Origin of the sequence: Streptococcus suis (assembly GCF_024509555.1) — a bacterium.
Lineage (GTDB): Bacteria > Bacillota > Bacilli > Lactobacillales > Streptococcaceae > Streptococcus > Streptococcus suis_AD.
Genome location: NZ_JAMWEL010000003.1, coordinates 124,674 through 148,771 on the forward strand (window position 1 = coordinate 124,674; position 24,098 = coordinate 148,771).

Annotated in this window: 19 protein-coding genes and 1 other RNA gene; 18 read left to right on the forward strand and 2 right to left on the reverse strand. The window is 43.6% G+C overall.

What is annotated here, in order from left to right; genetic code table 11:
- Positions 1-8 precede the first annotated feature (8 nt).
- The 16 genes from NF418_RS02625 (at position 9) to NF418_RS02700 (ending at position 19,671) form a co-directional block, all read left to right on the forward strand.
- Positions 9-668 (forward strand): amino acid ABC transporter permease, encoded by a 660-nt coding sequence (locus NF418_RS02625; protein WP_105118624.1) that lies wholly within the window; start codon positions 9-11, stop codon positions 666-668.
- Positions 669-677: 9 nt separating this feature from the next.
- On the forward strand, positions 678-1,421 hold the full coding sequence (locus tag NF418_RS02630) for an amino acid ABC transporter ATP-binding protein (protein ID WP_256778312.1): 744 nt from the start codon (positions 678-680) through the stop codon (positions 1,419-1,421).
- Positions 1,422-1,578: 157 nt separating this feature from the next.
- Positions 1,579-2,517 (forward strand): LacI family DNA-binding transcriptional regulator, encoded by a 939-nt coding sequence (locus tag NF418_RS02635; RefSeq protein WP_256778313.1) that lies wholly within the window; start codon positions 1,579-1,581, stop codon positions 2,515-2,517.
- A 114-nt stretch (positions 2,518-2,631) separates the two neighbouring features.
- On the forward strand, positions 2,632-9,033 hold the full coding sequence (locus tag NF418_RS02640; RefSeq protein WP_256778314.1) for a pullulanase: 6,402 nt from the start codon (positions 2,632-2,634) through the stop codon (positions 9,031-9,033).
- 139 nt (positions 9,034-9,172) lie between these two features.
- Entirely contained in the window at positions 9,173-11,143 is a 1,971-nt protein-coding gene (tkt, locus tag NF418_RS02645) for a transketolase (RefSeq protein WP_256778315.1), read from the forward strand.
- Positions 11,144-11,248: 105 nt separating this feature from the next.
- The gene (locus NF418_RS02650) at positions 11,249-11,887 is read left to right on the forward strand and encodes an Ltp family lipoprotein (RefSeq protein ID WP_256778316.1); all 639 of its coding nucleotides are present in this window, start codon (positions 11,249-11,251) and stop codon (positions 11,885-11,887) included.
- Positions 11,888-12,195: 308 nt separating this feature from the next.
- Positions 12,196-12,717 carry a tRNA adenosine(34) deaminase TadA gene (tadA, locus tag NF418_RS02655; RefSeq protein WP_256778317.1) on the forward strand — a complete coding sequence of 174 codons (522 nt, stop codon included), beginning with the start codon at positions 12,196-12,198 and terminating at the stop codon, positions 12,715-12,717.
- Positions 12,718-12,757: 40 nt separating this feature from the next.
- Positions 12,758-12,851, forward strand: an RNA gene (gene ffs / locus NF418_RS02660) — signal recognition particle sRNA small type.
- A 201-nt stretch (positions 12,852-13,052) separates the two neighbouring features.
- Positions 13,053-13,595 (forward strand): hypothetical protein, encoded by a 543-nt coding sequence (locus tag NF418_RS02665; RefSeq protein ID WP_256778318.1) that lies wholly within the window; start codon positions 13,053-13,055, stop codon positions 13,593-13,595.
- An 81-nt stretch (positions 13,596-13,676) separates the two neighbouring features.
- Positions 13,677-15,026, forward strand: a complete 1,350-nt coding sequence (locus NF418_RS02670) for a glucose-6-phosphate isomerase (RefSeq protein ID WP_248027026.1) — start codon at positions 13,677-13,679, stop codon at positions 15,024-15,026.
- Between the two features lie 65 nt (positions 15,027-15,091).
- Complete coding sequence (locus NF418_RS02675; protein ID WP_256778319.1) at positions 15,092-15,832, forward strand: metallophosphoesterase; 741 nt, start codon at positions 15,092-15,094, stop codon at positions 15,830-15,832.
- Positions 15,833-15,941: 109 nt separating this feature from the next.
- A complete protein-coding gene (locus NF418_RS02680) occupies positions 15,942-16,466 on the forward strand; it encodes a hypothetical protein (RefSeq protein ID WP_044682159.1) in 525 nt (174 codons plus the stop codon).
- A gap of 123 nt (positions 16,467-16,589) precedes the next feature.
- Positions 16,590-17,288, forward strand: a complete 699-nt coding sequence (gene dapD / locus NF418_RS02685; RefSeq protein WP_044693318.1) for a 2,3,4,5-tetrahydropyridine-2,6-dicarboxylate N-acetyltransferase — start codon at positions 16,590-16,592, stop codon at positions 17,286-17,288.
- 9 nt (positions 17,289-17,297) lie between these two features.
- Positions 17,298-18,425 carry an N-acetyldiaminopimelate deacetylase gene (locus NF418_RS02690; RefSeq protein WP_256778320.1) on the forward strand — a complete coding sequence of 376 codons (1,128 nt, stop codon included), beginning with the start codon at positions 17,298-17,300 and terminating at the stop codon, positions 18,423-18,425.
- Positions 18,426-18,467: 42 nt separating this feature from the next.
- On the forward strand, positions 18,468-19,010 hold the full coding sequence (locus NF418_RS02695; protein ID WP_256778321.1) for a 5-formyltetrahydrofolate cyclo-ligase: 543 nt from the start codon (positions 18,468-18,470) through the stop codon (positions 19,008-19,010).
- On the forward strand, positions 18,994-19,671 hold the full coding sequence (locus tag NF418_RS02700) for a rhomboid family intramembrane serine protease (protein WP_256778322.1): 678 nt from the start codon (positions 18,994-18,996) through the stop codon (positions 19,669-19,671). Before NF418_RS02695 ends, NF418_RS02700 begins: the two co-directional genes overlap by 17 nt.
- Positions 19,672-19,699: 28 nt before the next feature.
- On the opposite strand, the gene galU is transcribed toward NF418_RS02700, so the two are convergent.
- Positions 19,700-20,605 (reverse strand): UTP--glucose-1-phosphate uridylyltransferase GalU, encoded by a 906-nt coding sequence (gene galU, locus NF418_RS02705; RefSeq protein ID WP_256778323.1) that lies wholly within the window; start codon positions 20,603-20,605, stop codon positions 19,700-19,702.
- A gap of 19 nt (positions 20,606-20,624) precedes the next feature.
- Positions 20,625-21,641 carry an NAD(P)H-dependent glycerol-3-phosphate dehydrogenase gene (locus tag NF418_RS02710; RefSeq protein ID WP_256778324.1) on the reverse strand — a complete coding sequence of 339 codons (1,017 nt, stop codon included), beginning with the start codon at positions 21,639-21,641 and terminating at the stop codon, positions 20,625-20,627.
- 141 nt (positions 21,642-21,782) lie between these two features.
- On the opposite strand from NF418_RS02710, the gene NF418_RS02715 reads away from it, so the two are divergent.
- Positions 21,783-22,232: a MarR family winged helix-turn-helix transcriptional regulator gene (locus tag NF418_RS02715; RefSeq protein WP_256778325.1), complete on the forward strand. Its 450-nt coding sequence runs from the start codon at positions 21,783-21,785 to the stop codon at positions 22,230-22,232.
- Positions 22,225-23,931, forward strand: coding sequence for an ABC transporter ATP-binding protein (locus tag NF418_RS02720; protein WP_256778326.1), 1,707 nt, complete (start codon positions 22,225-22,227; stop codon positions 23,929-23,931). Before NF418_RS02715 ends, NF418_RS02720 begins: the two co-directional genes overlap by 8 nt.
- The last annotated feature ends 167 nt before the right edge of the window (positions 23,932-24,098 follow it).

Consider the following 24,098-nt stretch of genomic DNA (forward strand, 5'->3'; position numbering starts at 1 on the left):
GAGAAACTATGACAGATAGAGTATGGCAATTAGTGATTGACTCATTTTCGCAGATACTTGTTCCAGGATTGTTGGTAACTATTCCACTGACAATCCTGTCTTTTGCCTTTGGCTTGCTCTTGGCTATTGGAACGGCCTTGGTACAGGTAGCCAATCTACCTGTTCTCAAGCAACTGGCTCGCTTTTACATCTGGATTATCCGTGGGACCCCTCTCTTGGTCCAACTTTATGTGATTTTTTATGGCTTACCAAGTTTGGGTCTGGTCATCGATGCCTTTCCATCGGCAGTCTTGGTGTTTTCTATTAACACAGGTGCTTACGCTGCGGAAACTATTCGGGCATCGATTGAGTCCGTGCCTAAGGGGCAGTTGGAGGCTGGTTATTCTGTTGGGATGAGTTTTGCCCAGACCATGCGCCGTATTATTCTCCCTCAAGCCTTTCGAGTGGCCTTCCCACCTCTGTCTAATACTTTGATTGGTTTGGTCAAGGACACCTCTCTGGCAGCCAATATCACGGTCTTAGAGATGTTCATGGCAACCCAGCAGATTGCGGCTAGAACCTACGAGCCTTTTATTCTTTACTGTGAAGTTGCCCTTATCTACCTACTCTTTTCAACAATTTTGACCAAACTGCAAGCCTTTGGTGAGAAGAAGCTGGCAGTTTATTAGGAGGTTCAGATGATTCAAGCAAGTGGAATAGAACTGGCCTTCCATGGTCAGCAGGTTTTAAAGGGAATTGATGTTCAGGTCAATCCTGGAGAGGTGGTTGTCATCTTGGGTCCATCTGGATCAGGTAAAACGACCCTACTTCGTTCCTTGAACTTTTTGGAAAAAGCTGACGCGGGTCACTTGGTTTTCGGTGAGGACAGCTATGACTTGGCTAAGATTAGCCACAAGGAAATTGCTGCCATTCGCAAACGAACAGCCTTTGTTTTTCAAAACTACAATCTCTTTGCCAACAAGACTGCCCTGCAAAACGTGACGGAAGGTTTGATTGTGGCTCGGAAAGTACCCAAACAAGAGGCTGAAAGAATTGGTAAGGCAGCCTTGGACAAGGTTGGTTTGTCGGACAAATATGATTTTTACCCAAGCCAGCTTTCAGGAGGTCAGCAACAACGGGTCGGCATTGCCAGAGCCATTGCGACCAATCCAGAAGTGATTTACTTTGATGAACCGACCTCTGCTCTCGATCCTGAGTTAATCGGTGAGGTTCTGGCTGTCATGATGCAGCTGGCAAAGGAAGGCATGACCATGGTGGTTGTGACGCATGAAATGGGCTTTGCGCGTGCAGTGGCTGATCGGGTTATTTTTATGGATGGGGGCCAGATTATTGAAGAAGGCCGACCAGAAGACATTTTTGACCATCCAAAAAAAGAACGAACCAAGCAATTCTTGGCTCGCATTCAGAAAGAAGATATATAGAATGAAAACACTGGCTTTGCTGGTGTTTTTTTATTCCCAAAGAAATATAAGCGTCAACCATTAAAACAATTTTGCATTTTTTATGGGAATTGGATATAATAGAACAAAGAAAACGTTTGCATGAGATAGAGGGATATAAAGAAAGTAGGAGGTGTCAATGGCAACTTTAGCGGATGTGGCTAGACTAGCTAATGTTTCAAAGATGACAGTATCGCGGGTCATCAATCATCCAGAACAAGTCACACAAGAGTTACGCACTCTGGTCACAGCTGCGATGGAGGAACTTCATTACAAGCCCAACGTAGTCGCCAAGGCCTTGGCTCAGCAGCGAACCTTGATTGTGCAGGTAGTTATCCTTGAAAAAATGGATGTGGTTGAACCATATTACATTGATTTATTGCAGGGAATAGCGAGGGAATTAAATCAGCGCAATTATACCTTGCAACTAGTAACAGATTCGAAGATGGTGACGGATCAGTGTGATGGCTACATTGTGACAGGTGCCAGAAAGTCAGATTATTCATGGTTGAAAAGTTTAGGAAAACCGCTTATATTATTTGGTGAGAATAGCGAAGGGCTACCATTTGTTGATTCAGATAACATGGAAGCCACTCAGGTAGCAACGGAATTCGCCCTTTCTAAAGGGTATGAACAGGTTTTCTTTGTGGGCATTGATGTGCCAGAGTCGTTTGAAGAAAAGCGAGAAGAAGGCTATAAAATGGCTATGGGAGACCGTGAGTGCCGTCTGTATCGCTTGGCAAATCATTCTCGCGTTGCAGAAGAATTTATCAAAAATATAGACGATTTACCAGAAAAGACTTGTTTTGTCTGCGCTTCGGACCGCCTAGCACTGGGAATTACAAGAGGGCTGCAAACTATTGGAAAATCCATTCCACAGGAAGTCGGTGTTATTGGATTCGATGGATTTTTTATCGATAGGATTTCAAATCCGAGGTTGACGACCATGAAGCAACCCATTCAAAAAATGGGAGCAATTAGTGTAAAGCGATTGATGGATATGCTGGACGGAAAACCATTGACCAGCTTGGCTCATTTCGACCGTGCTGAATTGATTGAACGAGAGACTACGCCATAGTAGTTTCTTTTTTTGATGATTTTTGTTACCGATAACATTTGAGAAAACGTTTGCAAAGATTAGGTGTGATTGTATATACTTATATTATAAAAATCAATTTATGTGGAGGAGCCTATGAAAAAGAAATCCATTCGAGAGACGAAATCAAGAGGAATGTTTGAGAAAAAACAATTTTTTAGCATTCGTAAACTAAATGTAGGCGTTGCATCCGTCGGTATTGCGACAGCTTTTCTGATGTCTGGAGTCGGTCAAGTAGTTCATGCCGAGGAAGTGGCTGCTCCTGCGGAAGCTACTATAACCAGTGTTTCGGAACAGTCTGGAGGAGCATCGACAAGTGAAACTGTATCAAGTGTAACCAATACAAGTCCTACTGGAGTATCGGAAACCGTAGATAATGCTTCAGCTGCTCCGCTTGCAACTACTGTAACACCTGTGGCAGAAAGAGCTGCAGCAGAAACAGCTACATTATCTACTTCAGCAGAAACACCTATCGAAGAAGGTAGCATTCGTTTGCACTTTGAAAATGTAGACGAAACAGCACCAGAAAGCCAAGGTTTGTGGACTTGGGGAGGAGTGGCAGAGCCGTCCGATGGGAATCAATGGCCAACGGATACAGCGAACTTTTCAAGCAGTCAGGTAGATGACTACGGTCATTACGTTGATATTAAAAAATCTGAGACACCAGGCACAATCGGTTATTTGGTCCTTAAAGATGGGGAAAAAATAACAGAATCGGACCAAAAAGTGGAGCTATTGGTCCCAGAGCAGAATGAAGCTTGGGTTGCGAGCGATTATAGCGTGTCTAGCTATGAGCCTCTCAAAGATGAAAATGTCCTCCGTATCAACTACACCCGTGAAGACAACAATTATGAAGGTTGGGGCGTTTGGACTTGGGGCGATACGACTGAAGCGAGTGACGGCTGGCCAACAGGTGCCGTTGACTTTAAACTTGGCAAATACGGAGCCTATGTTGACATTCCTCTATCGAATGGTTTAGATTCTAAGCTTGGATTTCTTTTGCTCAACCAAGATAACCCAGACCTAGCAGGCAATAAATCGATTGATTTAGCTTTTGCAGATCGTAAACGGCATAGCCAAATCTTCCTTCGAAACGGTGACGACAAAGTTTACACAAATCCATATTTTATCGAAGAGAAAGTAGAACTCGATACCAGCAAAGCTACGCCGGGTACAAAAAATGTGACCCTTGAGGCTAGTAGCAAGGCACCATTCAACTACAATGAAAGTGGCTTGGTATCTGTAACTGTCACCAACCCTGAGAATGCTGAAATAGTCAAAATGGAAGTCGATACAAGTACCATCGGCGGAGGCCTTGTGCCAATCTCTACTGAGCTCAATCGTGTGACCATTAAAGCGACATCTAGCACAGCGCCAGGGACATATAGTCTTCCTGTAAAGGTCTATGACAAGGACAACGGTTACTACGAAACAAAATTGGATGTGACTATTACAGAGCGTATCAAGGCAGATGGTGAAAAAGACTGGGACGAGCAAGTTATCTACTTTATGATGACAGACCGTTTCTACAATGGAGACACCAGCAATGACAAGTTAGTGGAAGGAACAGCCTCCAACCCACGCGGTCTTTACCAGGGCGGTGACTTCAAAGGAGTGACAGCCAAGCTGGATTACTTGAAAGAATTGGGTGTGGACTCTATCTGGTTGACTCCGATTGTGGAAAATATTCCACAGAATGTTGGTAGCGCAACAGATGGAGAGTACTATGCTTACCATGGTTATTGGGCATCCAATTTTGAGAAACTAAATCCGCATTTGGGAAGTTTAGCTGATTTCCACGAATTGATTGATGCCGCGGCGGAAAAAGGTATAAACATTGTTGTTGACGTGGTGCTCAACCATGCTGGCTATGGTACAGAAGACACCTTTGCAGGTATGGTACGGACTAAGGAAGAAGACAAGCAGGGAGATGACCAATTAGGCTCATTATCTGGATTACCAGACTTCAAGACAGAAGAAGCAGCTGTTCGCAATCAGTTGGTTGCTTGGCAGGCATCTTGGTTGGAACGCTCAACAACTGCCAAGGGCAACTCTATCTATGCTTTCCGTGTCGATACAGTCAAACATGTTGATGATACCACATGGCAACATTTCAAAAATGAATTGGTGGATAGAGACCCTGACTTCCACTTGATTGGGGAAACTTGGGGAGCTAACTATAAAGATACCAAGGGTGACTTGGGTATCGGTACTATGGACAGTTTGTTGGACTTTGGCTTCAAGGATATTGCCAAATATCTGGTCAATGGTCAACTAAAAGCAGCTGGAAAAGAGCTGGAAGAACGTAGCACGGTTCTGACTAGTGCAGCTTCTCTGGGTCAATTCTTGGGCAGTCATGACGAAGATGGTTTCCTCTACAGTCTCGGTGGCGCAGAAAAAGAAGGAAATCTGGACAAACTGAAATTGGCTGCTAGTCTTTTGATTACTGCTAAAGGTCAGCCAGTTATTTACTACGGTGAAGAAGTGGGGCAATCTGGACAAAACAACTGGCCAGTTTATGACAACCGGTACGATTTCGATTGGAGCAAGGTAGAGACAAGTGATATTACAGACCACTATCAGAAATTGCTGGCTTTCCGCAATTCTAATTCAACATTGCTCTCACGTGGTGATACAAGCACACTTGCTGGAAATGATAGCCAAGGTTGGCTTATCAGCAAACGCAGTTACCAAGATCAAGCTGCCTATCTTGTCTTCTCAACCAATACCGAGAACAAGGAAATGGCACTTGAAGTATCTGGTAAGGATGTAGTGGTCACAGATGCCTACACAGGAAAATCTTATCAAGCTATCGAGAAAGACGATAAATGGGGTGTTCAAGTCGAACTGCCAACAATCGGTCAAGGTGGCACCATGCTCCTTCAGACAGAAGCAGGTGACATCGTTAATGCAAGTGTGCAAGGAGCAACTGAAGAACCAATTGAAGCAGGCTACTTCCGTGTTCACTTTAAAACTCTACCATCTGAAAATTTATCTAGCCTAGGTTTATGGACATGGGATGATGTCGAAAAACCATCGTCAGATCTTGGTGCTTGGCCAACGGGTGCAACCAATTTCAGTACTGCTAAGCAGGATGACTATGGCTATTATCTGGACATCAAGATGAAAGATGAAAAAGCTAGCAAGATTAGTCTTCTGATTAATAATACTTCTGGTGATAACATCACAGGTGACAAGACTATTGAACGGATTAGCACCAAGATGAATGAAGCTTGGTTTGATGAGAATTATCAACTCAGCCTCTATCAACCGCTCAAAGAAGGCTACATCCGTATCAATTACTTCCGTACCGATGGCAATTATGACCAAAAAGGTCTCTGGATCTGGGGTGATGTGACTGACCTTACCTTGGGTGATTGGCCAAATGGTATTGATTTTGAAAACCAAGGCAAGTACGGTGCCTATATTGATGTCAAATTGACAGATTTACCAAGTTCCATTGGCTTCTTGCTATTGGATGAAAGCAAGTCAGGAGACGATGTGAAGATTCAACAGAAAGATTATAGCTTTACAGATTTGAAAAATCAGACACAAATCTTCCTCAAGGATGATGATACGACTATTTACACCAATCCTTATTTTGTCAATAATGTCCGTGTGACAGGTGTTTCTCATGTTAGCCTAACAGCTCTAGAAGCAGCATTTACAACACTTGAAGGTGCTGATAAGGAAAGTATTTTAGAAAAATTGTCTGTCACAGATAAAAATGGCCAGACAGTGAATGTGACGGACCTTGTCTTGGACATTACTAGCAACAAGGTGCGAGTCCTTGGGGATTTCAACCAAGAAAATGCGGGCTATACCCTCAAATATGGTAATGATAGCTTCACAACAACTATGAGCTGGCAATTGAAGGATGAGCTCTATGCTTATGATGGAGAACTTGGTGCACGTGTGAGTCAGGCTGGTAGTGTCGTTGATATGACTCTCTGGTCTCCAAGTGCAGACAGTGTAGCAGTTGTTCTTTATGATAAGGATGACCAGTCTAAGGTGGTCGGTAAATTAGCCATGACCAAGGGCGATAAGGGACAATGGGACCTCGAATTGAACAGTCAATCAGGTCTTGGTATCGCGGACTATCGTGGTTACTACTACCATTATGAAATCACTCGTGGGGATCAAGCTGTTCTTGTTTTAGATCCATATGCTAAGTCTTTAGCGGAGTGGAATAGTGATTTGGCAGATACAGATCCATCTTATCGGATTGCCAAAGCTGCGATTGTGGACCCAGCAGAAGTTGGTCCAAGTGATTTGAACTATGCCACAATTCCTAACTTCAATCAGCGTGAGGATGCCATTATCTATGAAGCACATGTCCGTGACTTCACATCCGATCCTGCTATTTCTGATGAATTGACAGCTCAGTTCGGTACCTTTGCGGCCTTTGCAGAGCGTCTCAGCTACCTCAAAGACCTGGGTGTGACCCATATTCAGTTGCTCCCGGTTATGAGCTACTATTATGTCAATGAATTGAAAAATGCAGAGCGGATGAGCGAATACGCGTCAAGCAACAGTAACTACAACTGGGGCTATGATCCACAGAGCTACTTTGCCTTTACAGGTATGTATTCTACAGATCCGACCGATCCAATGAAACGTATCGAGGAATTCAAAAACCTGGTCAATGAAATCCACAAACAAGGCATGGGTGTGATTTTGGATGTGGTCTATAACCACACTTCTAAGACTTTCTTATTTGAAGATTTAGAGCCAAACTATTATCACTTCATGGAGGCAGATGGTACAGCTAAATCAAGCTTTGGTGGTGGTCGTCTGGGAACCACTCACTACATGAGCCGCCGTGTCTTAGTTGATTCTATCAAGTATCTTGTGGACGAGTTTAAGGTAGATGGTTTCCGCTTCGATATGATGGGGGACCATGATGCCGAAGCAATTGAGCTGGCCTTTACCGAGGCTCAAAAACTCAATCCAAACATTATTATGCTTGGTGAAGGATGGAGAACCTTTACAGGCGATGCTAATCAGCCTGTTCAGCCAGCGGACCAAGACTGGATGAGTTCAACAGATACGGTTGCGGTATTCTCAGATGAGATTCGTAACACACTTAAATCTGGTTATCCAAACGAAGGTCAGCCAGCCTTTATCACAGGCGGTGCTAAGAGTGTTGAGTCTGTCTTCAATAACATCAAGGCACAACCAGGCAACTTCTTGGCAGATGATCCAGGTGATGTGATCCAGTATATTGCTGCGCATGATAACTTGACCCTCTTTGATATTATCGCTCAGTCCATCAAGAAAGATCCGTCAGTTGCTGAAAACTATACTGAAATTCACCAACGTCAACGCTTGGGTAATTTGCTGGTCTTGACTGCTCAAGGAACGCCGTTTATCCATTCTGGTCAGGAGTATGGACGGACCAAACAGTTCCGCCATCCTGATTACAAGGAGCCAGTTTCAGAGGATAAGGTACCAAACAAGGCGCATTTGTTGACCAATGCAGATGGCACGCCATTTGACTATCCATACTACATTCATGATTCTTACGATTCATCTGATGCGGTCAACAAGTTTGATTGGACCAAAGCGACAGATGAGGCGCTTTATCCAGAGAATACCCGTACTCAGGCCTTTACAAAAGGATTGATTGCCTTGCGCAAATCTACAGATGCCTTCCGTTTGGGAACAAAAGACCAAGTCGATCAAATGGTTAGCTTGATTTCAATTCCAGGTCAAAATGGCATTGCCAAAAATGATGTGGTCATTGCCTATCAAACCATTGCAAACAATGGGGACCGCTATGCTGTTTTTGTCAACGCCGACAGTAAGGAGCGCAGCTTTGTTCTTTCTGATAGTTACAAAGAATTGCTTAAGGGTCAAGTGCTGGTCGATGGTAAGCGGGCTGGAATAGCAGCGCTGACTGATTTAGTGGGTGTTGAATTGACTGATAGCGCAGTTGTTCTTGCACCTTTGACTGCAACGGTGATTCGCTTGCCTTACATCACTACGTCAGTTCCAGATACAGCGCCTACTGCTGAAGAAAAACCAACCCTAGACTTTACTACAAAAGAACGTACAGAAGAATCTGTCCTTCCGATTGCAGCGGAAGTTCGCTATGATGCAACTCTTGAAAAAGGTCAATCTTATGTGCTTCAAGAAGGTAAGGCAGGTAAGAAAGTCTTGGTTTATCAAGATGTCTTGGTTGATGGCAAGGTAGTTGCTACTAATTTGTTATCAGAAACTCTTGTAGATGGTGAGGCACGGATTGTTGTTGAGGGTAGCAAGGAAGTGATAAAAGAAGTAGCGAAATCAGACGCAGTTGAGAAGCAAGAGGTATTGAAACCAACTCTTTCTACTCCACCAGCTCAAGTGTCTGAACAGGTTACCAGTACATCAAACAAAGAAAGCCTACCAGCGACAGGTGATCGTCAAAACGATTTGGCGCTTCTAGGTCTAGGACTTGCTGGACTTGGTTTGACAGTCGCTGCACAAGGAAGAAATAAAAAATCAGAAGAATAGTATGCTTTCCTTCCGACAACCATAGCAGATTGCTGTGGTTGTTTTCTTATAGGAAAACGCGGATAATATAGAACTTCAAACAGACATAGAAAACGCTTTATGGTATAATGAAACCATGACTTTTTAAAAGGAGAAAAACATGTCACAACTTTCAGTAAACGCAATTCGTTTCCTTGGTATTGACGCCATTGAAAAATCAAAATCTGGTCACCCAGGTATTGTTATGGGGGCAGCACCAATGGCTTACAGCCTCTTTACCAAGGAGCTCCGCATTAATCCAGCACAACCAAACTGGATCAACCGCGACCGCTTTATTTTGTCAGCTGGTCACGGCTCAATGCTCCTTTATGGATTGCTTCACCTTTCAGGTTTTGAAGAAGTAAGCATGGACGAGATTAAGAACTTCCGTCAGTGGGGGTCAAAAACACCAGGTCACCCAGAGTACGGTCATACAGCAGGTGTAGATGCGACTACAGGCCCTCTTGGACAAGGGATCTCAACTGCGACAGGTTTTGCCCAAGCAGAGCGTTTCCTTGCAGCTAAATATAATCGCGAGGGTTTCCCAATCTTTGACCACTATACTTACGTAATCTGTGGTGATGGCGACTTGATGGAAGGTGTGTCTGGAGAAGCTGCGTCCTATGCAGGCTTGCAAAAACTAGACAAACTGATTGTATTGTACGATTCAAATGACATCAACTTGGATGGTGAAACCAAGGATGCCTTTACAGAAAACGTTCGTGCCCGTTACGATGCCTACGGTTGGCACACTGATTTGGTAACAGATGGTACCGATGTAGATGCCATCTTTGCAGCTATTGAAAAAGCTAAAGCAGCTGGCAAACCGTCCTTGATCGAGGTTAAGACTGTGATTGGTCACGGTTCACCAAACAAGGCAGGAAGCAATGCAGCCCACGGTGCGCCACTTGGTCCAGAAGAGGCAGAAGCAACTCGCAAGGCCTTGGATTGGAACTATGCTCCATTTGAAATTCCAGAAGAAGTCTACGCTGACTTCAAAGAAAATGTGGCTGATCGTGGTGCAGCAGCTTACGACGCTTGGGTGAAATTGGTGGAAGACTACAAGGCTGCTTATCCAGAATTGGCAGATGAAGTGACAGCTATCTTGGAAGGCCGTGAATTGGCTGAGTTGACCGAAGCTGATTTCCCTGTCTATGAAAATGGTTTCTCACAAGCAACTCGTAATTCATCACAAGATGCGATAAATGCAGCAGCGGCTGTATTACCAAATTTCTTTGGTGGTTCAGCTGACTTGGCACACTCAAATATGACTGTCATTAAGGGGGAAGGACTTCAAGACTCTGTTAATCCTCTGAATCGTAATATCCAATTCGGTGTGCGTGAATTTGCTATGGGGACTATCTTGAATGGTATGGCAGCACACGGTGGACTTCGCGTTTTCGGTGGTACCTTCTTCGTCTTCTCAGACTATGTGAAGGCAGCAGTTCGTTTGTCAGCCCTTCAGGGTCTTCCTGTGACTTATGTCTTCACTCATGACTCAATCGCAGTTGGTGAAGATGGACCAACCCACGAGCCAATCGAGCACTTGGCAGGACTTCGTGCAATGCCAAACCTTAACGTTTTCCGTCCAGCAGATGCGCGTGAAACACAGGCGGCTTGGTACTTGTCATTGACCAGCAAATCAACACCATCAGCCCTTGTCCTCACTCGTCAAAACTTGACAGTGGAAGAAGGAACAGACTTTGATAAGGTTGCCAAAGGGGCTTATGTTGTCTATGAAGCAGCAGGCTTTGATACAATCCTTCTTGCATCTGGTTCAGAAGTGAACTTGGCTGTAAAAGCTGCTAAGGAACTGGAAGCAGCAGGCACTAAGGTGCGTGTGGTTTCTGTGCCATCAACTGAACTCTTCGATGCTCAAGACGCAGCTTACAAGGAAGAAATCCTTCCAAACGCTATTCGCCGTCGTTTGGCTATCGAAATGGGTGCTACTCAGGGCTGGTACAAGTATGTCGGCCTTGACGGTAAGGTGCTTGGTATCGATACGTTTGGTGCATCCGCTCCAGCACAAACAGTTATTGACAACTACGGCTTCACAGTAGAAAACGTAGTGAAATTGGTTGGAGAATTGTAACAGAAATTGTACATACAGCCCTTCGGGGCTGTTTTTTTAGTTTTGATATATACTCCTAGACAAACAACAAATTAATATATAGAATCAAAGAAAAGGAGGAATTAAATGAAAGCTAAATTTACTCTATATTCGACAATTATTCTATCTGTACTCGCTTTATCAGCTTGTACTTCTAAAACGGAAGATGTGAATGTAAGTGACGTGAATACGGTTTCCTCGACTTCGAATAAAAAGGTAGAAGTATCAACAACACAAACCTCGACATCAGATTCATCAACTTCTACAAGTTCTAGTACAACCGAAGATGAACAAACAGTTTCCAGAGAGTTTCGTAATGCTCTGTCTCAGGCTGAAAATTATCTAGATTATTCCTCATTTTCGAAAGAGGGTTTATATGAGCAGTTGATTTATGAGAAGTTTCCAGAGGAGGCTGCTCGCTATGCTGTTGAAGCTATCTCAACTAATTGGTCCGAACAAGCACTGAAGGATGCTGAACAATACTTAGATTATTCAGCATTTTCAAAAGAAGGTCTATATGAACAACTTTTATATGAAAAATATACAGAGGAGGAAGCTCGTCACGGTGCTGAAAATGTTAAGGCTGATTGGAATGAACAAGCATTGAAGTCTGCCAAACAATATTTGGAGTATTCAAGTTTTTCTGACCAAGGACTTTATGACCAACTGTTATTTGAAAAATTCACAGAATCAGAAGCTCAGTATGCAATCGATCACTTAGATTAATGTAATATAGTTTTTTTGTTTACTAAAACAAAATATTGAAAGTCTTGACTTCTAATCTTTAAAATTGAACGATAAAAGTGGAAATTGAATTTTCTAAAATCTCAAAAATATACTGACCAAATTTAATTAATAGTGACACAATGATACTTGTAAATATCACTTTAACTCTCCCTTACCTTCTTTTAAGAGGAGGTTTTTTTGACTAAACATTTATAAGTTTTTGGTGCGATTTGTAGTTGTACACCATCTTCAAATCTTGAATGAGGAAAGTATAGATGATGTAGACTATTTTCTGATATAATGATGATATGGAATACACACAAGAAGAAAAAGAATATTTTATGAGCCAAGCCTTGGCAGAGGCTGAAAAATCGCTGGAAAAAGATGAAATCCCTATCGGTTGTGTCATCGTAAAGGATGGACAGATTATTGGTCGTGGGCATAATGCGCGTGAGGAACTCAATCAGGCCATCATGCATGCCGAAGTCATGGCCATCCAAGAAGCCAATCGAGTGGAAGGGAATTGGCGACTGCTGGATACGACCCTTTTTGTCACAATAGAACCCTGTGTCATGTGTAGTGGTGCTATTGGCTTGGCCCGTATTCCTCAGGTGGTCTACGGAGCTGCCAATCAGAAGTTTGGGGCTGCAGGTAGCCTCTATGACATTTTGACTGACCAGCGGCTCAATCACCGTGTGGAGGTTGAAATGGGGATCTTGGAAGAGGCCTGTGCTCAGATTATGCAAGATTTTTTCAGACAGAGAAGAGAAAAGCAAAAAGCTGAGAAAGAAGCTTTGACGGCGCAAGAGGAAGCCGCTTCGGATAGCTAGTTTGTAGTCCAAACTTGCACTTTCATCAATTTGTGTTATAATAATAAACGGAGCAACATTCGTGCGTGAAGCGGGTCAGGGGAGGAATCCAGCAGCCCTAAGCGAAGTCGGGTGTGTGCTCTTTTTGTGTACAGTCCAAAAAAACTTTGAAATAAGGGGCGTTTAGAAATAGAAGCAAGTGTGAAATAGTCTTTGTAGGAGTCTTTGACTCCGTCTAGGGACTGATTTTGTTGATTTTCTATTGATATATTTGGAGAAAGGAGTAAAATAGATTTCCACTTAAGAAAACTTTTTGTTAGCTCTGCTATTCTACTGAAGAAAAAGGAGGAAGGTCTATGTTTATATTTGCTTTTCCAGGTATGGGTAAAACGACACTTGCCAAGCAATCTTCACAAATAGTCGACTTAGAAATGTCGGACATCAAATATGATAATTCCAGTGTTCGTCATTTAAATAAAGAAGAAAGAAAATCAACTCCACGTCCGATTAAAGATAAGAATTATAAAAAAATCTATGTAGATAAAGCCTATGCCTTGCACGAGGAGGGCAAGACTGTCCTTGTCGCCATGAATTTTTTACTGAGAATGCTGCTTGCCATGCTTGTGTGCGGTGCTGTCCCATTTCGTATCTACATTCCGCACCCATCTTTAAAAGAAGAATACAGACAACGTTATATTCAACGAGGCAATAATAGTAAGTTTATTTTTGAAGTCATGATGATCTGGTATATTACCCTAGTTCCCTTGTACTTATTATCAAAAATCCTGCCAAATTTGATGACAGTGACGGGTTCAGGTCAGTTTTTAGCAGACTATGAAACTCCTCAGAATTTCACTATTTTTGCAAAAAATAAACAAGTTACGCAAACCATTTCATGAAAATGAATGAAAATTCACAAATCCCTTGAAAAAAACATGATAAAGCGTTATCATATTATGGTACATAAATGGAGGAATGACATGACACATATTACATTTGATTATTCAAAAGTCTTGGGCCAATTTGTCGGCGCTCAAGAAGTAGACTACATGCAACCACAAGTTACCCTAGCTGACCAAATGCTTCGTCAAGGAACAGGTCCTGGTAGCGACTTTATCGGCTGGTTGGATTTGCCAGAAAACTACGACAAAGAAGAGTTTGCTCGTATCAAGGAAGCAGCAGCTAAAATCCAAAATGAAAGTGAAGTTTTGGTAGTTATCGGTATCGGTGGTTCTTACCTTGGTGCTAAAGCAGCTATTGATTTCTTGAGCAATGCCTTTGTAAACTTGCAAACACGTGAAGAGCGCAAAGCTCCACAAATCCTTTACGCTGGAAACTCTATCTCATCAAGCTACCTTGCTGACTTGGTGGACTATGTGGCAGATAAGGATTTCTCAGTTAACGTGATTTCTAAATCAGGTACAACAACTGAGCCTGCCATTGCTTTCCGCGTCTTCAAAGAATTGCTTGTGAAGAAATACGGTCAAGAAGAAGCTAACAAGCGTATCTATGCTACAACTGACAAGGCAAAAGGTGCTGTTAAGGTTGAAGCGGACGCAAATGGTTGGGAAACCTTTGTTGTTCCAGATGATGTCGGTGGCCGTTTCTCAGTCTTGACTGCAGTTGGTCTTTTGCCAATCGCGGCAGCTGGTGCAGACATTGATGCCCTTATGGAAGGTGCAAATGCTGCTCGCAAGACCTACACATCAGATAAAATTGCTGAAAACCAAGCCTACCAATATGCAGCTGTTCGCAACATCCTTTACAGAAAAGGATATGTAACAGAAATCTTGGCTAACTACGAGCCATCACTGCAATACTTCAGCGAGTGGTGGAAACAATTGGCGGGCGAGTCAGAAGGTAAGGACCAAAAAGGTATCAACCCAACATCTGCTAACTTCTCAACAGACTTGCACTCTCTTGGACAATTTATCCAAGAAGGAAACCGCAACATCTTTGAGACAGTGGTGCGTGTTGACAAACCAAGAAAAAATATCTTGATTCCTGAAATGGCAGAAGACCTTGACGGTCTTGGCTACTTGCAAGGTAAGGATGTTGACTTTGTAAACAAAAAAGCAACGGACGGCGTACTTCTTGCCCACACAGATGGTGGCGTACCAAACATGTTTGTGACCCTTCCACAACAAGATGAGTTCACACTTGGTTACACCTTCTACTTCTTCGAGTTGGCAATTGCGATCTCTGGTTACCTCAATGCGATCAACCCATTTGACCAACCAGGTGTAGAAGCCTACAAGAAAAATATGTTCGCTCTTCTTGGCAAGCCAGGATTTGAAGAACTCGGTGCTGAATTGAACGCACGTTTGTAAGAAAATCAAACTGATCGGAAACGGTCGGTTTTTCTTTGTTTTCCAAATATGGTAAAATAAACTGGATGAAAAAAGAATTTTTTGTAGTAGGAGATGTCCATGGAAAGTTTGAACTCCTGCTTGATATTTTAAAGAAATGGAATGAGAAGCGACAACAGTTGATCTTCCTAGGTGATTTGATTGATCGCGGAGAAAATTCAAAGGCTTGTTTGGAGTTGGTTTGGCAATTGGTGCGGGAAAAGGGCGCGATTTGCTTAACGGGCAATCATGAACGGATGTTTCTAGCCTGGTTGCGTGATCCGGTTGACCGCTATGACCACTATCGGAGAAATGGTGGCGATACGACGATTAACTCCCTTCTTGGTCGTCCCTTGGACGCACCGGTAGATGGCCTGGTGGATGCCAATGCAGTGATGGAACAATATGAGGATCTGATTGATTTTGTAAAATCTTGTCCTTATCATCTGGAAACGGAAGATTATATCTTTGTCCATGCTGGTGTGGACTTGACCTTACCAGACTGGCGCGAAACCAGCAATCATGATAAAGTTTGGCTTAGAACTCCTTTCCATGAGGCTGAAAATACCACAGGGAAGGTGATTGTCTTTGGGCATACCCCTGTGTACAACCTTTATCAGACCAATCTCCGCATTAGCCAAATCTGGACCAGTCCAGATGGAAAAATGGGGATTGACGGAGGAGCTGTTTACGGCGGAGTTCTCCATGGAATTGTACTAGATGAAACAGGTCTGGTGCAAGATTATATCGTTGGAGCTGTAAATCCCAGAAAAGAAATTGAAGATTAAATAATGATTGAAAATTAGGAGGTAAAACTTCTAATTTTTTTTATTTTACTACTTGACAACCGATATATATATATATATAATGGTTATATAAATAATTTTGGAGGATTATATGAAAAAACTTACTTTCCTAGCAGTAACTGCCTTATCGGTGCTAACCCTTGCTGCATGTTCAACTACTGAACCAAGTAAAAAAGAAACTACCGATGCCTCTAGTAGTGTTGCACAGTCAAGCTCTGAACAAGCAACCGATACAAGCTATAAGGTGGGAGATACCATTGTCTTTAAAGATGTAGCGGAAATTACAATTACGAATATTGCATGGACTGACGAACGGAATACAGTAAGTGATATTGTAGCTAATAAAGTACTTTTGGTAACTTATAATGTGACAAACTTGACTGATGAAGATTATGTTGTCGGTGAAGATATGGACCTATATATCAACAACAAAGTGACAGAAAGTTATCCAGTTGGTACCATTCTCGAAACAATCGCACCTGGTCGAAGTATTGAGGGAGCTACGACTGCTTTTGCAGTTAATGAAGAGGGGACTGCTGAGTTAGAAGTTGAACCAGGGTTCCAGTTTAGTACAGACATGAAACCAGCTATTGTAAAATTCGATTTACCACAATAACTTTAGGGGGCTAGCTTGGCCTCTTTTTCATTTTTTAACATTTATTTGCCAAATTTTCAGAAAATTTTGATATAATAGAAAAAATATTATTTTTAGATTGGAAACATTATGACTGCACAAAAAATGACTGCACAAAAAATGACTGCTCAAGAAATCATTGCCTTTATCGGTAATGCTGTGAAAAAAACGACTGTTAAAGTGACTTTTGAAGGTGAATTGGCTGGCCCTGTTCCTGCTGAGGTGACAAAACTAGGCAATGTCCTCTTCGGTGACTGGAAGGATGTCGAGCCACTTTTGGCAAACTTGACTGAAAATGTAGACTACGTGGTTGAGCAAGACGGCCGCAATTCGGCTGTGCCTTTGCTAGACAAACGTAACATCAATGCCCGTATCGAGCCAGGTGCCATTATCCGTGACCAAGTGACAATCGGTGATAATGCCGTTATCATGATGGGTGCGGTTATCAACATCGGTGCGGAAATCGGTCCAGGTACCATGATTGACATGGGTGCTATCCTTGGTGGTCGTGCGACGGTTGGTAAAAACAGCCACATCGGTGCAGGTGCGGTTCTTGCAGGTGTCATCGAGCCAGCTTCGGCTGAGCCAGTGCGTGTTGGTGACAATGTTTTGGTCGGTGCCAATGCCGTTGTTATCGAGGGCGTGCAAATCGGTAGTGGCTCTGTTGTCGCAGCGGGTGCTATTGTGACCCAAGACGTCCCTGAAAATGTTGTGGTGGCAGGTGTGCCAGCCCGCATCATCAAGAAAATCGACGCTCAAACCCAACAAAAAACAGCCTTGGAAGAGGCTTTGCGGACACTCTAAGAGGTAGTTATGCTAGATTTAATCGCGACACGCCGGGCCCTCCACCAGATTCCAGAGCTGGGCATGGAGGAGTTCAAGACTCACGCCTTTCTTATGGAAACTATTGAGAACTTGTTGGAAGATTGCTCTTTTGCCCAAGTCCGTACCTGGAAGACAGGTATCCTGGTCTATCTGACAGGTTCTGCTCCTGAAAAGACCATCGGCTGGCGGGCAGATATTGACGGCCTGCCTATCGTGGAAGAAACGGACCTGGACTTCAAGTCCCTCCACCCAGATAGGATGCACGCCTGTGGACATGATTTCCACATGACCATTGCCTTGGGGCTTTTGGAGAAAATGGCAGAGCAGCAACCGAAAAATAATCTTCTCTTCTTGTTTCAGCCTGCGGAGGAAAATCTAGCAGGTGGTATGCTCATGTATGAAGCGGGTGCCTTTGGGGATTGGTTGCCAGATGAATTTTATGGGCTCCATGTCCGACCAGACCTCAAAGTCGGTCAAATGGCCACCAACCGTGCGACCCTCTTTGCTGGGACCTGTGAAGTCAAAATACGGTTTACAGGAAAGGGTGGCCACGCAGCATTTCCCCATACCGCCAATGACGCCTTAGTGGCGGCCAGCTACTTTGTGACCCAAGTGCAGTCGGTGGTCAGCCGTAACGTCGACCCAATCGAGGGAGCTGTGGTGACCTTCGGCTCCATGCATGCTGGCACGACAAACAATATCATTGCTGAAACGGCCTTTTTGCACGGGACCATTAGGGCCTTGACTCAGAACATGAGCCTCTTGGTGCAAAAACGGGTGCGGGAAGTGGCAGAAGGGATTGCTCTGTCTTTTGGAGTGGACTTGGAGATTGAGCTTAATCCAAGTGGCTATCTGCCTGTGGAGAACAATCCCCAGCTGGCTGATGAACTGATGACCTACTTTGATGGTGTTGACGGAGTGGAGATGATTGACTGTCCACCAGCCATGACAGGAGAGGACTTCGGCTACCTGCTTAACAAGGTTCCAGGTGTTATGTTCTGGCTGGGTGTGGATACGCCTTATCCCCTCCACAATCCTCGTCTCAGTCCCAAAGAAGAAGTGCTTCCCTTTGCTGTGGATAAGTTGAGCGATTTTTTGAAAATGAAAGCAAGCTAGACTGGTTTTTCCAGTCTTTTTTCTGAAAAGAAAGGAGTTTCTGTGGATAAAAAGAGCATTCGGCAAGAGGTCTTGCAGAGTTTGAAAGATCTGACTAGTAGTCAGCGAGCAAGATGGAGCCAGCAGCTAACGGAACGCCTCCTTGCTTCTGATACTTATCAGGGCGCAAAGTCGCTTGGGACTTACCTTTCCATGCCCCATGAGTTTGATACTTCTTACCTGATTGAACAGTCTCAAAAGGACGGCAAGCAGATTTTCATCCCTAAGACCTATTCACAAGGCCGTATGGATTTTGTAGAATATAATTCTGATGATTTGGTGAAATCTAGGTTTGGAGTTTGGGAGCCTGGGACTTATTCACAACCTGTGGATAAGTCTGTGGTTAAGTTGATCCATGTTCCTGGTTTGGCTTGGAATCAAGCGGGTTTTCGAGTGGGCTATGGAGGCGGTTTTTATGATCGCTACCTAGCAGATTATCAGGGGAACACGGTATCGACCTTGGCAGACTTTCAAGTCTATGATTTCGAACCAGATCTATTTGATATTCCAGTAAAGGAGTTGTTGATTTTTGAAGAACTTTCTTGATAAGCGCTATCCTGTGACCAATGCCTTGTTGGCAGTCACGGCTCTTGTGTTTCTATTGATACAAGTATTTCGATTTGGACAAACAACCACTGCCTATACAATTTATGAATTTGGTGGTATGTACGGTCAAGTGGTGCGTTATGATCCGACTCAGTTGTGGCGCTTGATTTCCCCTATCTTTGTCCACATTGGTTGGGAGCATTTTATCTTTAACAGTATTACCTTACTTGGTTTGGGCTATCAACTAGAAGGACTCTTTGGGTCACGTCGCTTCTTTCTTCTCTATCTCTTGTCTGGGATAATGGGCAATCTTTTTGTTCTCTTCTTTACACCAGATGTAGTTGGTGCAGGTGCCTCGACCTCTCTGTTTGGTCTTTTTGCAGCTATGGCACTGTTGAGGAAATTTAGTCGGAGCCCTTATCTACAGGTTCTCGGTCAACGCTATATGGTCCTTTTGGGATTGAACTTGGTCTTGGGACTTTTTAATCCAACCATTAGTATGGCAGGGCATATCGGAGGAGCTATTGGAGGTTGTTTGGTCGTGATTTTCCTTCCACCTCTTGTGGAAAAGGATCTCTTTACAGGAAAACAGATCTTTTTCAGTTTCATTGGTTATCTGGGTCTAATCGCCCTATTATTAGGGATATTTTATGTGATATAAGTAAAAAAACTAGCGATTGCTAGTTTTTTTACTTTTCTTCTTCAGTTTGGAACTGTTTGGCAAGCTCAATGATGTAGTCTTTGACATCATCTTTGACCTGTGGATGGGTCAATGCGTAGTCAATCGAAGTTTTCATGAAGCCAAATTTATCTCCGACATCATAACGTTTGCCAGTAAATTCACGAGCAAATACGCGCTGTGTCTTGTTGAGGGTATCAATGGCATCTGTCAACTGGATTTCATTGCCGGCACCTGGTTCTTGATTTTCCAAGATATCAAAGATTTCAGGTGTCAAAAGGTAGCGACCAATAATGGCAAGGTCAGATGGTGCATCTTCTGGTTTTGGTTTTTCTACAAAGGTTTCAACACTGTAAAGGCCGTTGACTCCTTCACCATGAGGTGCGATGACACCATATGATGAAACTTCTTCATGTGGAACAGGCATCACTGCGATGGTAGAAGCATGTGTTGCTTCATAGTCTTCAATCAGCTGTCTGGTGATTGGTTTAACAGACTCATCGGTGATATCCATGAGGTCATCGCCTAGCATCACGACAAAAGGTTCATTTCCAACAAAGGCTTTGGCTTGCAAGACAGCATCTCCCAATCCTTTTGGATAGCTTTGGCGAATGAAGTGAAGGCGAATGGCAGTTGCATCATCCACCAGTTTCAAGAGGTCATCTTTTCCTTTCTCACGTAGGTTATGTTCCAATTCAAAGTTTGAGTCGAAATGGTCTTCGATGGAACGCTTTGATTTATTGGTTACGACCAAGATATCTTCGATACCAGAACGAAGGGCTTCTTCAAAGATGAATTGGAGGGTTGGCTTGTCAACGATTGGCAACATCTCTTTGGCAAGGGCTTTAGTTGCTGGAAGGAAACGTGTTCCCAAACCTGCAGCAGGGATAACGGCTTTTCTAACTTTTTTTGTCATGATGGATTCTCCTTATTCTTTATGACCATTCATTTTCCTGGCGGAATTCACCAGACATGATTTCTTGGATAGCATCTTGGATACTTGCCCCTTGGTAAATCACGCTGTAGATGGCCTGGGTAATAGGCATGTAAACACCCAATTCTTGTGCCAATTCGTAGGCTGCTTTGGTAGTGGAAATCCCTTCGATAACCATGCCCATATTGGCTTCGATGTTTTCGAGTTTCTCTCCTTTGCCAAGCAAATCGCCGGCTCGCCAGTTACGAGAGTGTACAGATGTACCTGTAACAATCAAGTCGCCGACGCCAGATAGACCGCTGTAAGTCAAGGGATTGGCTCCCATGGCTACACCGAGTCGGGTAATCTCTGTCAATCCACGAGCAATGATAGCTGCCTTGGCATTGTCGCCAAATCCGAGTCCGTGAAGGGCACCTGCACCAACTGCGATGATGTTTTTCAAAGCACCCGCTGTTTCCACACCGATGACATCATTGTTGGTGTAGAGGCGGAAGTAGCGGTTGCTGAAAAGATTTTGGACATAGCTGGCTGTTTCCAAGTCCTTTGAAGCTGCAGAAATCAAAGTCAAATCACGGACGATAGTCTCTTCTGCATGGCTAGGTCCTGAAACCACAACGATTTCCGAGCGGAGTTCAGCAGGAATCTCTTCTTCCAAGACCTCTGACAAACGTTTGTGGCTATCTGGTTCCAACCCTTTGGAAGCGTGCATGACAACTACCTTGTGTTTGAGAGCTTGTGCGACTTGCTTGGCAACCAGACGGGTCACCTTGGTTGGAACAACGAAGAGAACGGCATCGACCCCTTCAAGAGTCTCTGTCAAATCCTTGTAGCCTTTGATATTTTCGTCTAGGACAATATCCTTGAAGTAGCGCGTGTTGGTATGATGTTCATTGATTTCGTCAATTTGTTCAGGAATATTTCCCCAGATACGAACAGAATGTCCGTTATCGTTGAGGACCTGGGCAAGGGCTGTTCCCCAAGACCCTGGTCCTAGAACAGCAATGGTTTGTTTCTCCATACGATTCCCCTGTGTAAGTATTTTCTATTATTATAACATAGTTGCATTTTTTTGGAAAATAGCAGAGCCAAAACTTGACAATAGTTCTTAAGAGAACTATAATAGTTCTCATGCTAATTAATTGATTGGAAAGGAGTTATCGTGGGACATACCATTGCAGATTTTCGGAACCTGCTCAATCAGATTGAACAAATCAGTGAAACCATTGCTAAAGAATACGATGTGGAGCACTTGGCTGGTCCACAGGGATGGGCCTTGCGTTTCATTGCGGAACGGTCGGAAGCCGAAACCTTTGTAAAAGATATAGAAGCGGAATTAAAGATTTCCAAATCGGTTGCCAGCAATCTGGTCAAGAGAATGGAGAAAAATGGCTTTATCCAGGTCCTACCTTCTCAGCTTGACAAACGTTACAAGCAGTTGGTTTTGACGGAAAAAGGACAGAGTAAAATTTGTCATCTGAAAGCCTTCCATGATGAAATGCACCATTCACTTTTTGGGGGCATTCAACAAGAAGACTTTGATTTGGTTAAACAGGTGGCTAGTCAATTAAAAGAAAATATTCAACACTATAAGGAGAAGAATCATGTTTAATGAAGCCATTTTACGTTACAAATGGTATGCCTTGGCATCGGTCTTGCTGACGTCAATTGTCGTAGCAACGACCTTGATGCAACCAAGTTATTTACAGGATGTCTTGACTGCTGTCTTGGCCAATGATAAGGAAGAAATTGTCCGTGTGGGCAAATTACTGCTGATTATTGCTGGAATTGGTCTTTTGGCAGGGCTTGTCAATACCATTTCAGCAGCTAAGATTTCACAAGGGGTATCTGCGGATATTCGTGAGAAGACTTTTCGGAAGATCCAAAGCTTCTCTTATGCTAATATCGAAGAGTTTAACGCCGGGAACTTAGTTGTTCGGATGACTAATGACGTCAATCAAATCCAAAACCTTGTTATGATGCTCTTTACCATCTTGATGCGGGTACCTCTGCTCTTTGTTGGTGCCTTTATCATGGCGGTGCGGACCATGCCAGAACTCTGGTGGATGATTATTCTCATGGTGGTCTTGATTATGGCCATTATGGCAGTTGTCATGGGGCAAATGGGACCACGATTTGGGAAGTTCCAGTCCCTCATGGACAAGATGAACAGTATTGCTAAGGAAAATTTACGTGGAATCCGTGTGGTTAAATCCTTTGTTCAGGAGAAAAATCAATATGCAAAATTCAAGGAAGTATCTAATGAATTGCTAGATTTGAACCTCTTTATCGGCTATGGTTTTGCTATCTTGCAACCCTTGATGATGTTTATCTCTTATATGGCAATTTTTGCATCGCTCTACTTGGTATCTGGGATGTTGGAAACCAACATGGAGGCAGTTGGTGGCTTTACTTCCTTTATGAGCTACCTCATGCAAATCATGTTTGCCATTATCATGACTAGCTTCATGGGTATGCAGGCTTCTCGTGCTGCCATTTCTATTAAGCGGATTAGCGAGGTCTTGGATACGGAGCCTGCAATGACCTTCAAGGATGTGGCGGATGAAGAATTGACTGGTAAGATTGTCTTTGACAATGTTAGCTTTACCTACCCACATGATACGGAGCCGACTTTGAAAAATATCTCATTTGAGATTGAACCAGGGCAAATGGTCGGTGTGGTTGGTGCAACAGGTGCGGGTAAATCCACTCTTGCTCAACTGATTCCGCGTTTGTTTGACCCGCAAGAAGGAACGGTATCCATCGGTGGTCGGGACTTGAAAGAAGTCAGCAAGAACACTCTGCGTGATACGGTATCGATTGTCTTGCAAAAGGCTATTCTCTTCTCGGGAACCATTGCGGACAACCTGCGTCAAGGGGCACCTGGTGCTGATCGTGCAAGATTGGAGCGGGCCGCAGGTATTGCCCAAGCCAAAGAATTTATCGACCGTTTGGATGATACCTATGAGAGCCAAGTAGAAGAACGTGGAAATAACTTCTCTGGTGGTCAGAAGCAGCGGATGTCCATTGCTCGTGGGGTGATTGGTGAGCCTAAGGTTTTGGTCTTGGATGACTCAACTTCTGCCCTAGATGCCAAGTCTGAGAAACTGGTCCAGGAGGCTCTCAACCATGATTTGAAAGGGACAACCACTGTCATCGTTGCCCAGAAGATTTCTTCTGTTGTCAAAGCTGATAAGATTTTGGTTCTTGATGAGGGTCGCTTGATTGGTCAGGGAACACACGCAGAATTGGTAGCGACAAATGACGTCTACCGTGAAATCTACGAAACACAGAAAGGAAAGGAGGCTTAAAAGGTCCGGTGGACCTTTTAAGGTGGGAGATTTAGAAAGCGAAAAGCTTTCCAACGGAGAAGCAAGTGCAGTCTATATAGTACGATTGTATTTGAACTCGGTCGGAAAGCTTCGAAAAAAGATAAACCGCCTAGCGTTTCGGAACGCGGCGTTGGTTTCCTATTTTT

What these genes read in the sequence shown, in the direction of transcription:
- NF418_RS02635 (WP_256778313.1), top strand. Translation starts at nt 1,579, where the DNA reads ATGGCAACTTTAGCGGATGTGGCTAGACTAGCTAATGTTTCAAAGATG.
- NF418_RS02690 (WP_256778320.1), top strand. Translation starts at nt 17,298, where the DNA reads ATGCTAGATTTAATCGCGACACGCCGGGCCCTCCACCAGATTCCAGAG.
- NF418_RS02640 (WP_256778314.1), top strand. Translation starts at nt 2,632, where the DNA reads ATGAAAAAGAAATCCATTCGAGAGACGAAATCAAGAGGAATGTTTGAG.
- NF418_RS02625 (WP_105118624.1), top strand. Translation starts at nt 9, where the DNA reads ATGACAGATAGAGTATGGCAATTAGTGATTGACTCATTTTCGCAGATA.
- NF418_RS02680 (WP_044682159.1), top strand. Translation starts at nt 15,942, where the DNA reads ATGAAAAAACTTACTTTCCTAGCAGTAACTGCCTTATCGGTGCTAACC.
- NF418_RS02675 (WP_256778319.1), top strand. Translation starts at nt 15,092, where the DNA reads ATGAAAAAAGAATTTTTTGTAGTAGGAGATGTCCATGGAAAGTTTGAA.
- NF418_RS02710 (WP_256778324.1), bottom strand. Translation starts at nt 21,641, where the DNA reads ATGGAGAAACAAACCATTGCTGTTCTAGGACCAGGGTCTTGGGGAACA.
- NF418_RS02650 (WP_256778316.1), top strand. Translation starts at nt 11,249, where the DNA reads ATGAAAGCTAAATTTACTCTATATTCGACAATTATTCTATCTGTACTC.
- NF418_RS02630 (WP_256778312.1), top strand. Translation starts at nt 678, where the DNA reads ATGATTCAAGCAAGTGGAATAGAACTGGCCTTCCATGGTCAGCAGGTT.
- NF418_RS02720 (WP_256778326.1), top strand. Translation starts at nt 22,225, where the DNA reads ATGTTTAATGAAGCCATTTTACGTTACAAATGGTATGCCTTGGCATCG.
- tkt (WP_256778315.1), top strand. Translation starts at nt 9,173, where the DNA reads ATGTCACAACTTTCAGTAAACGCAATTCGTTTCCTTGGTATTGACGCC.
- NF418_RS02670 (WP_248027026.1), top strand. Translation starts at nt 13,677, where the DNA reads ATGACACATATTACATTTGATTATTCAAAAGTCTTGGGCCAATTTGTC.
- dapD (WP_044693318.1), top strand. Translation starts at nt 16,590, where the DNA reads ATGACTGCACAAAAAATGACTGCTCAAGAAATCATTGCCTTTATCGGT.
- galU (WP_256778323.1), bottom strand. Translation starts at nt 20,605, where the DNA reads ATGACAAAAAAAGTTAGAAAAGCCGTTATCCCTGCTGCAGGTTTGGGA.
- tadA (WP_256778317.1), top strand. Translation starts at nt 12,196, where the DNA reads ATGGAATACACACAAGAAGAAAAAGAATATTTTATGAGCCAAGCCTTG.
- NF418_RS02665 (WP_256778318.1), top strand. Translation starts at nt 13,053, where the DNA reads ATGTTTATATTTGCTTTTCCAGGTATGGGTAAAACGACACTTGCCAAG.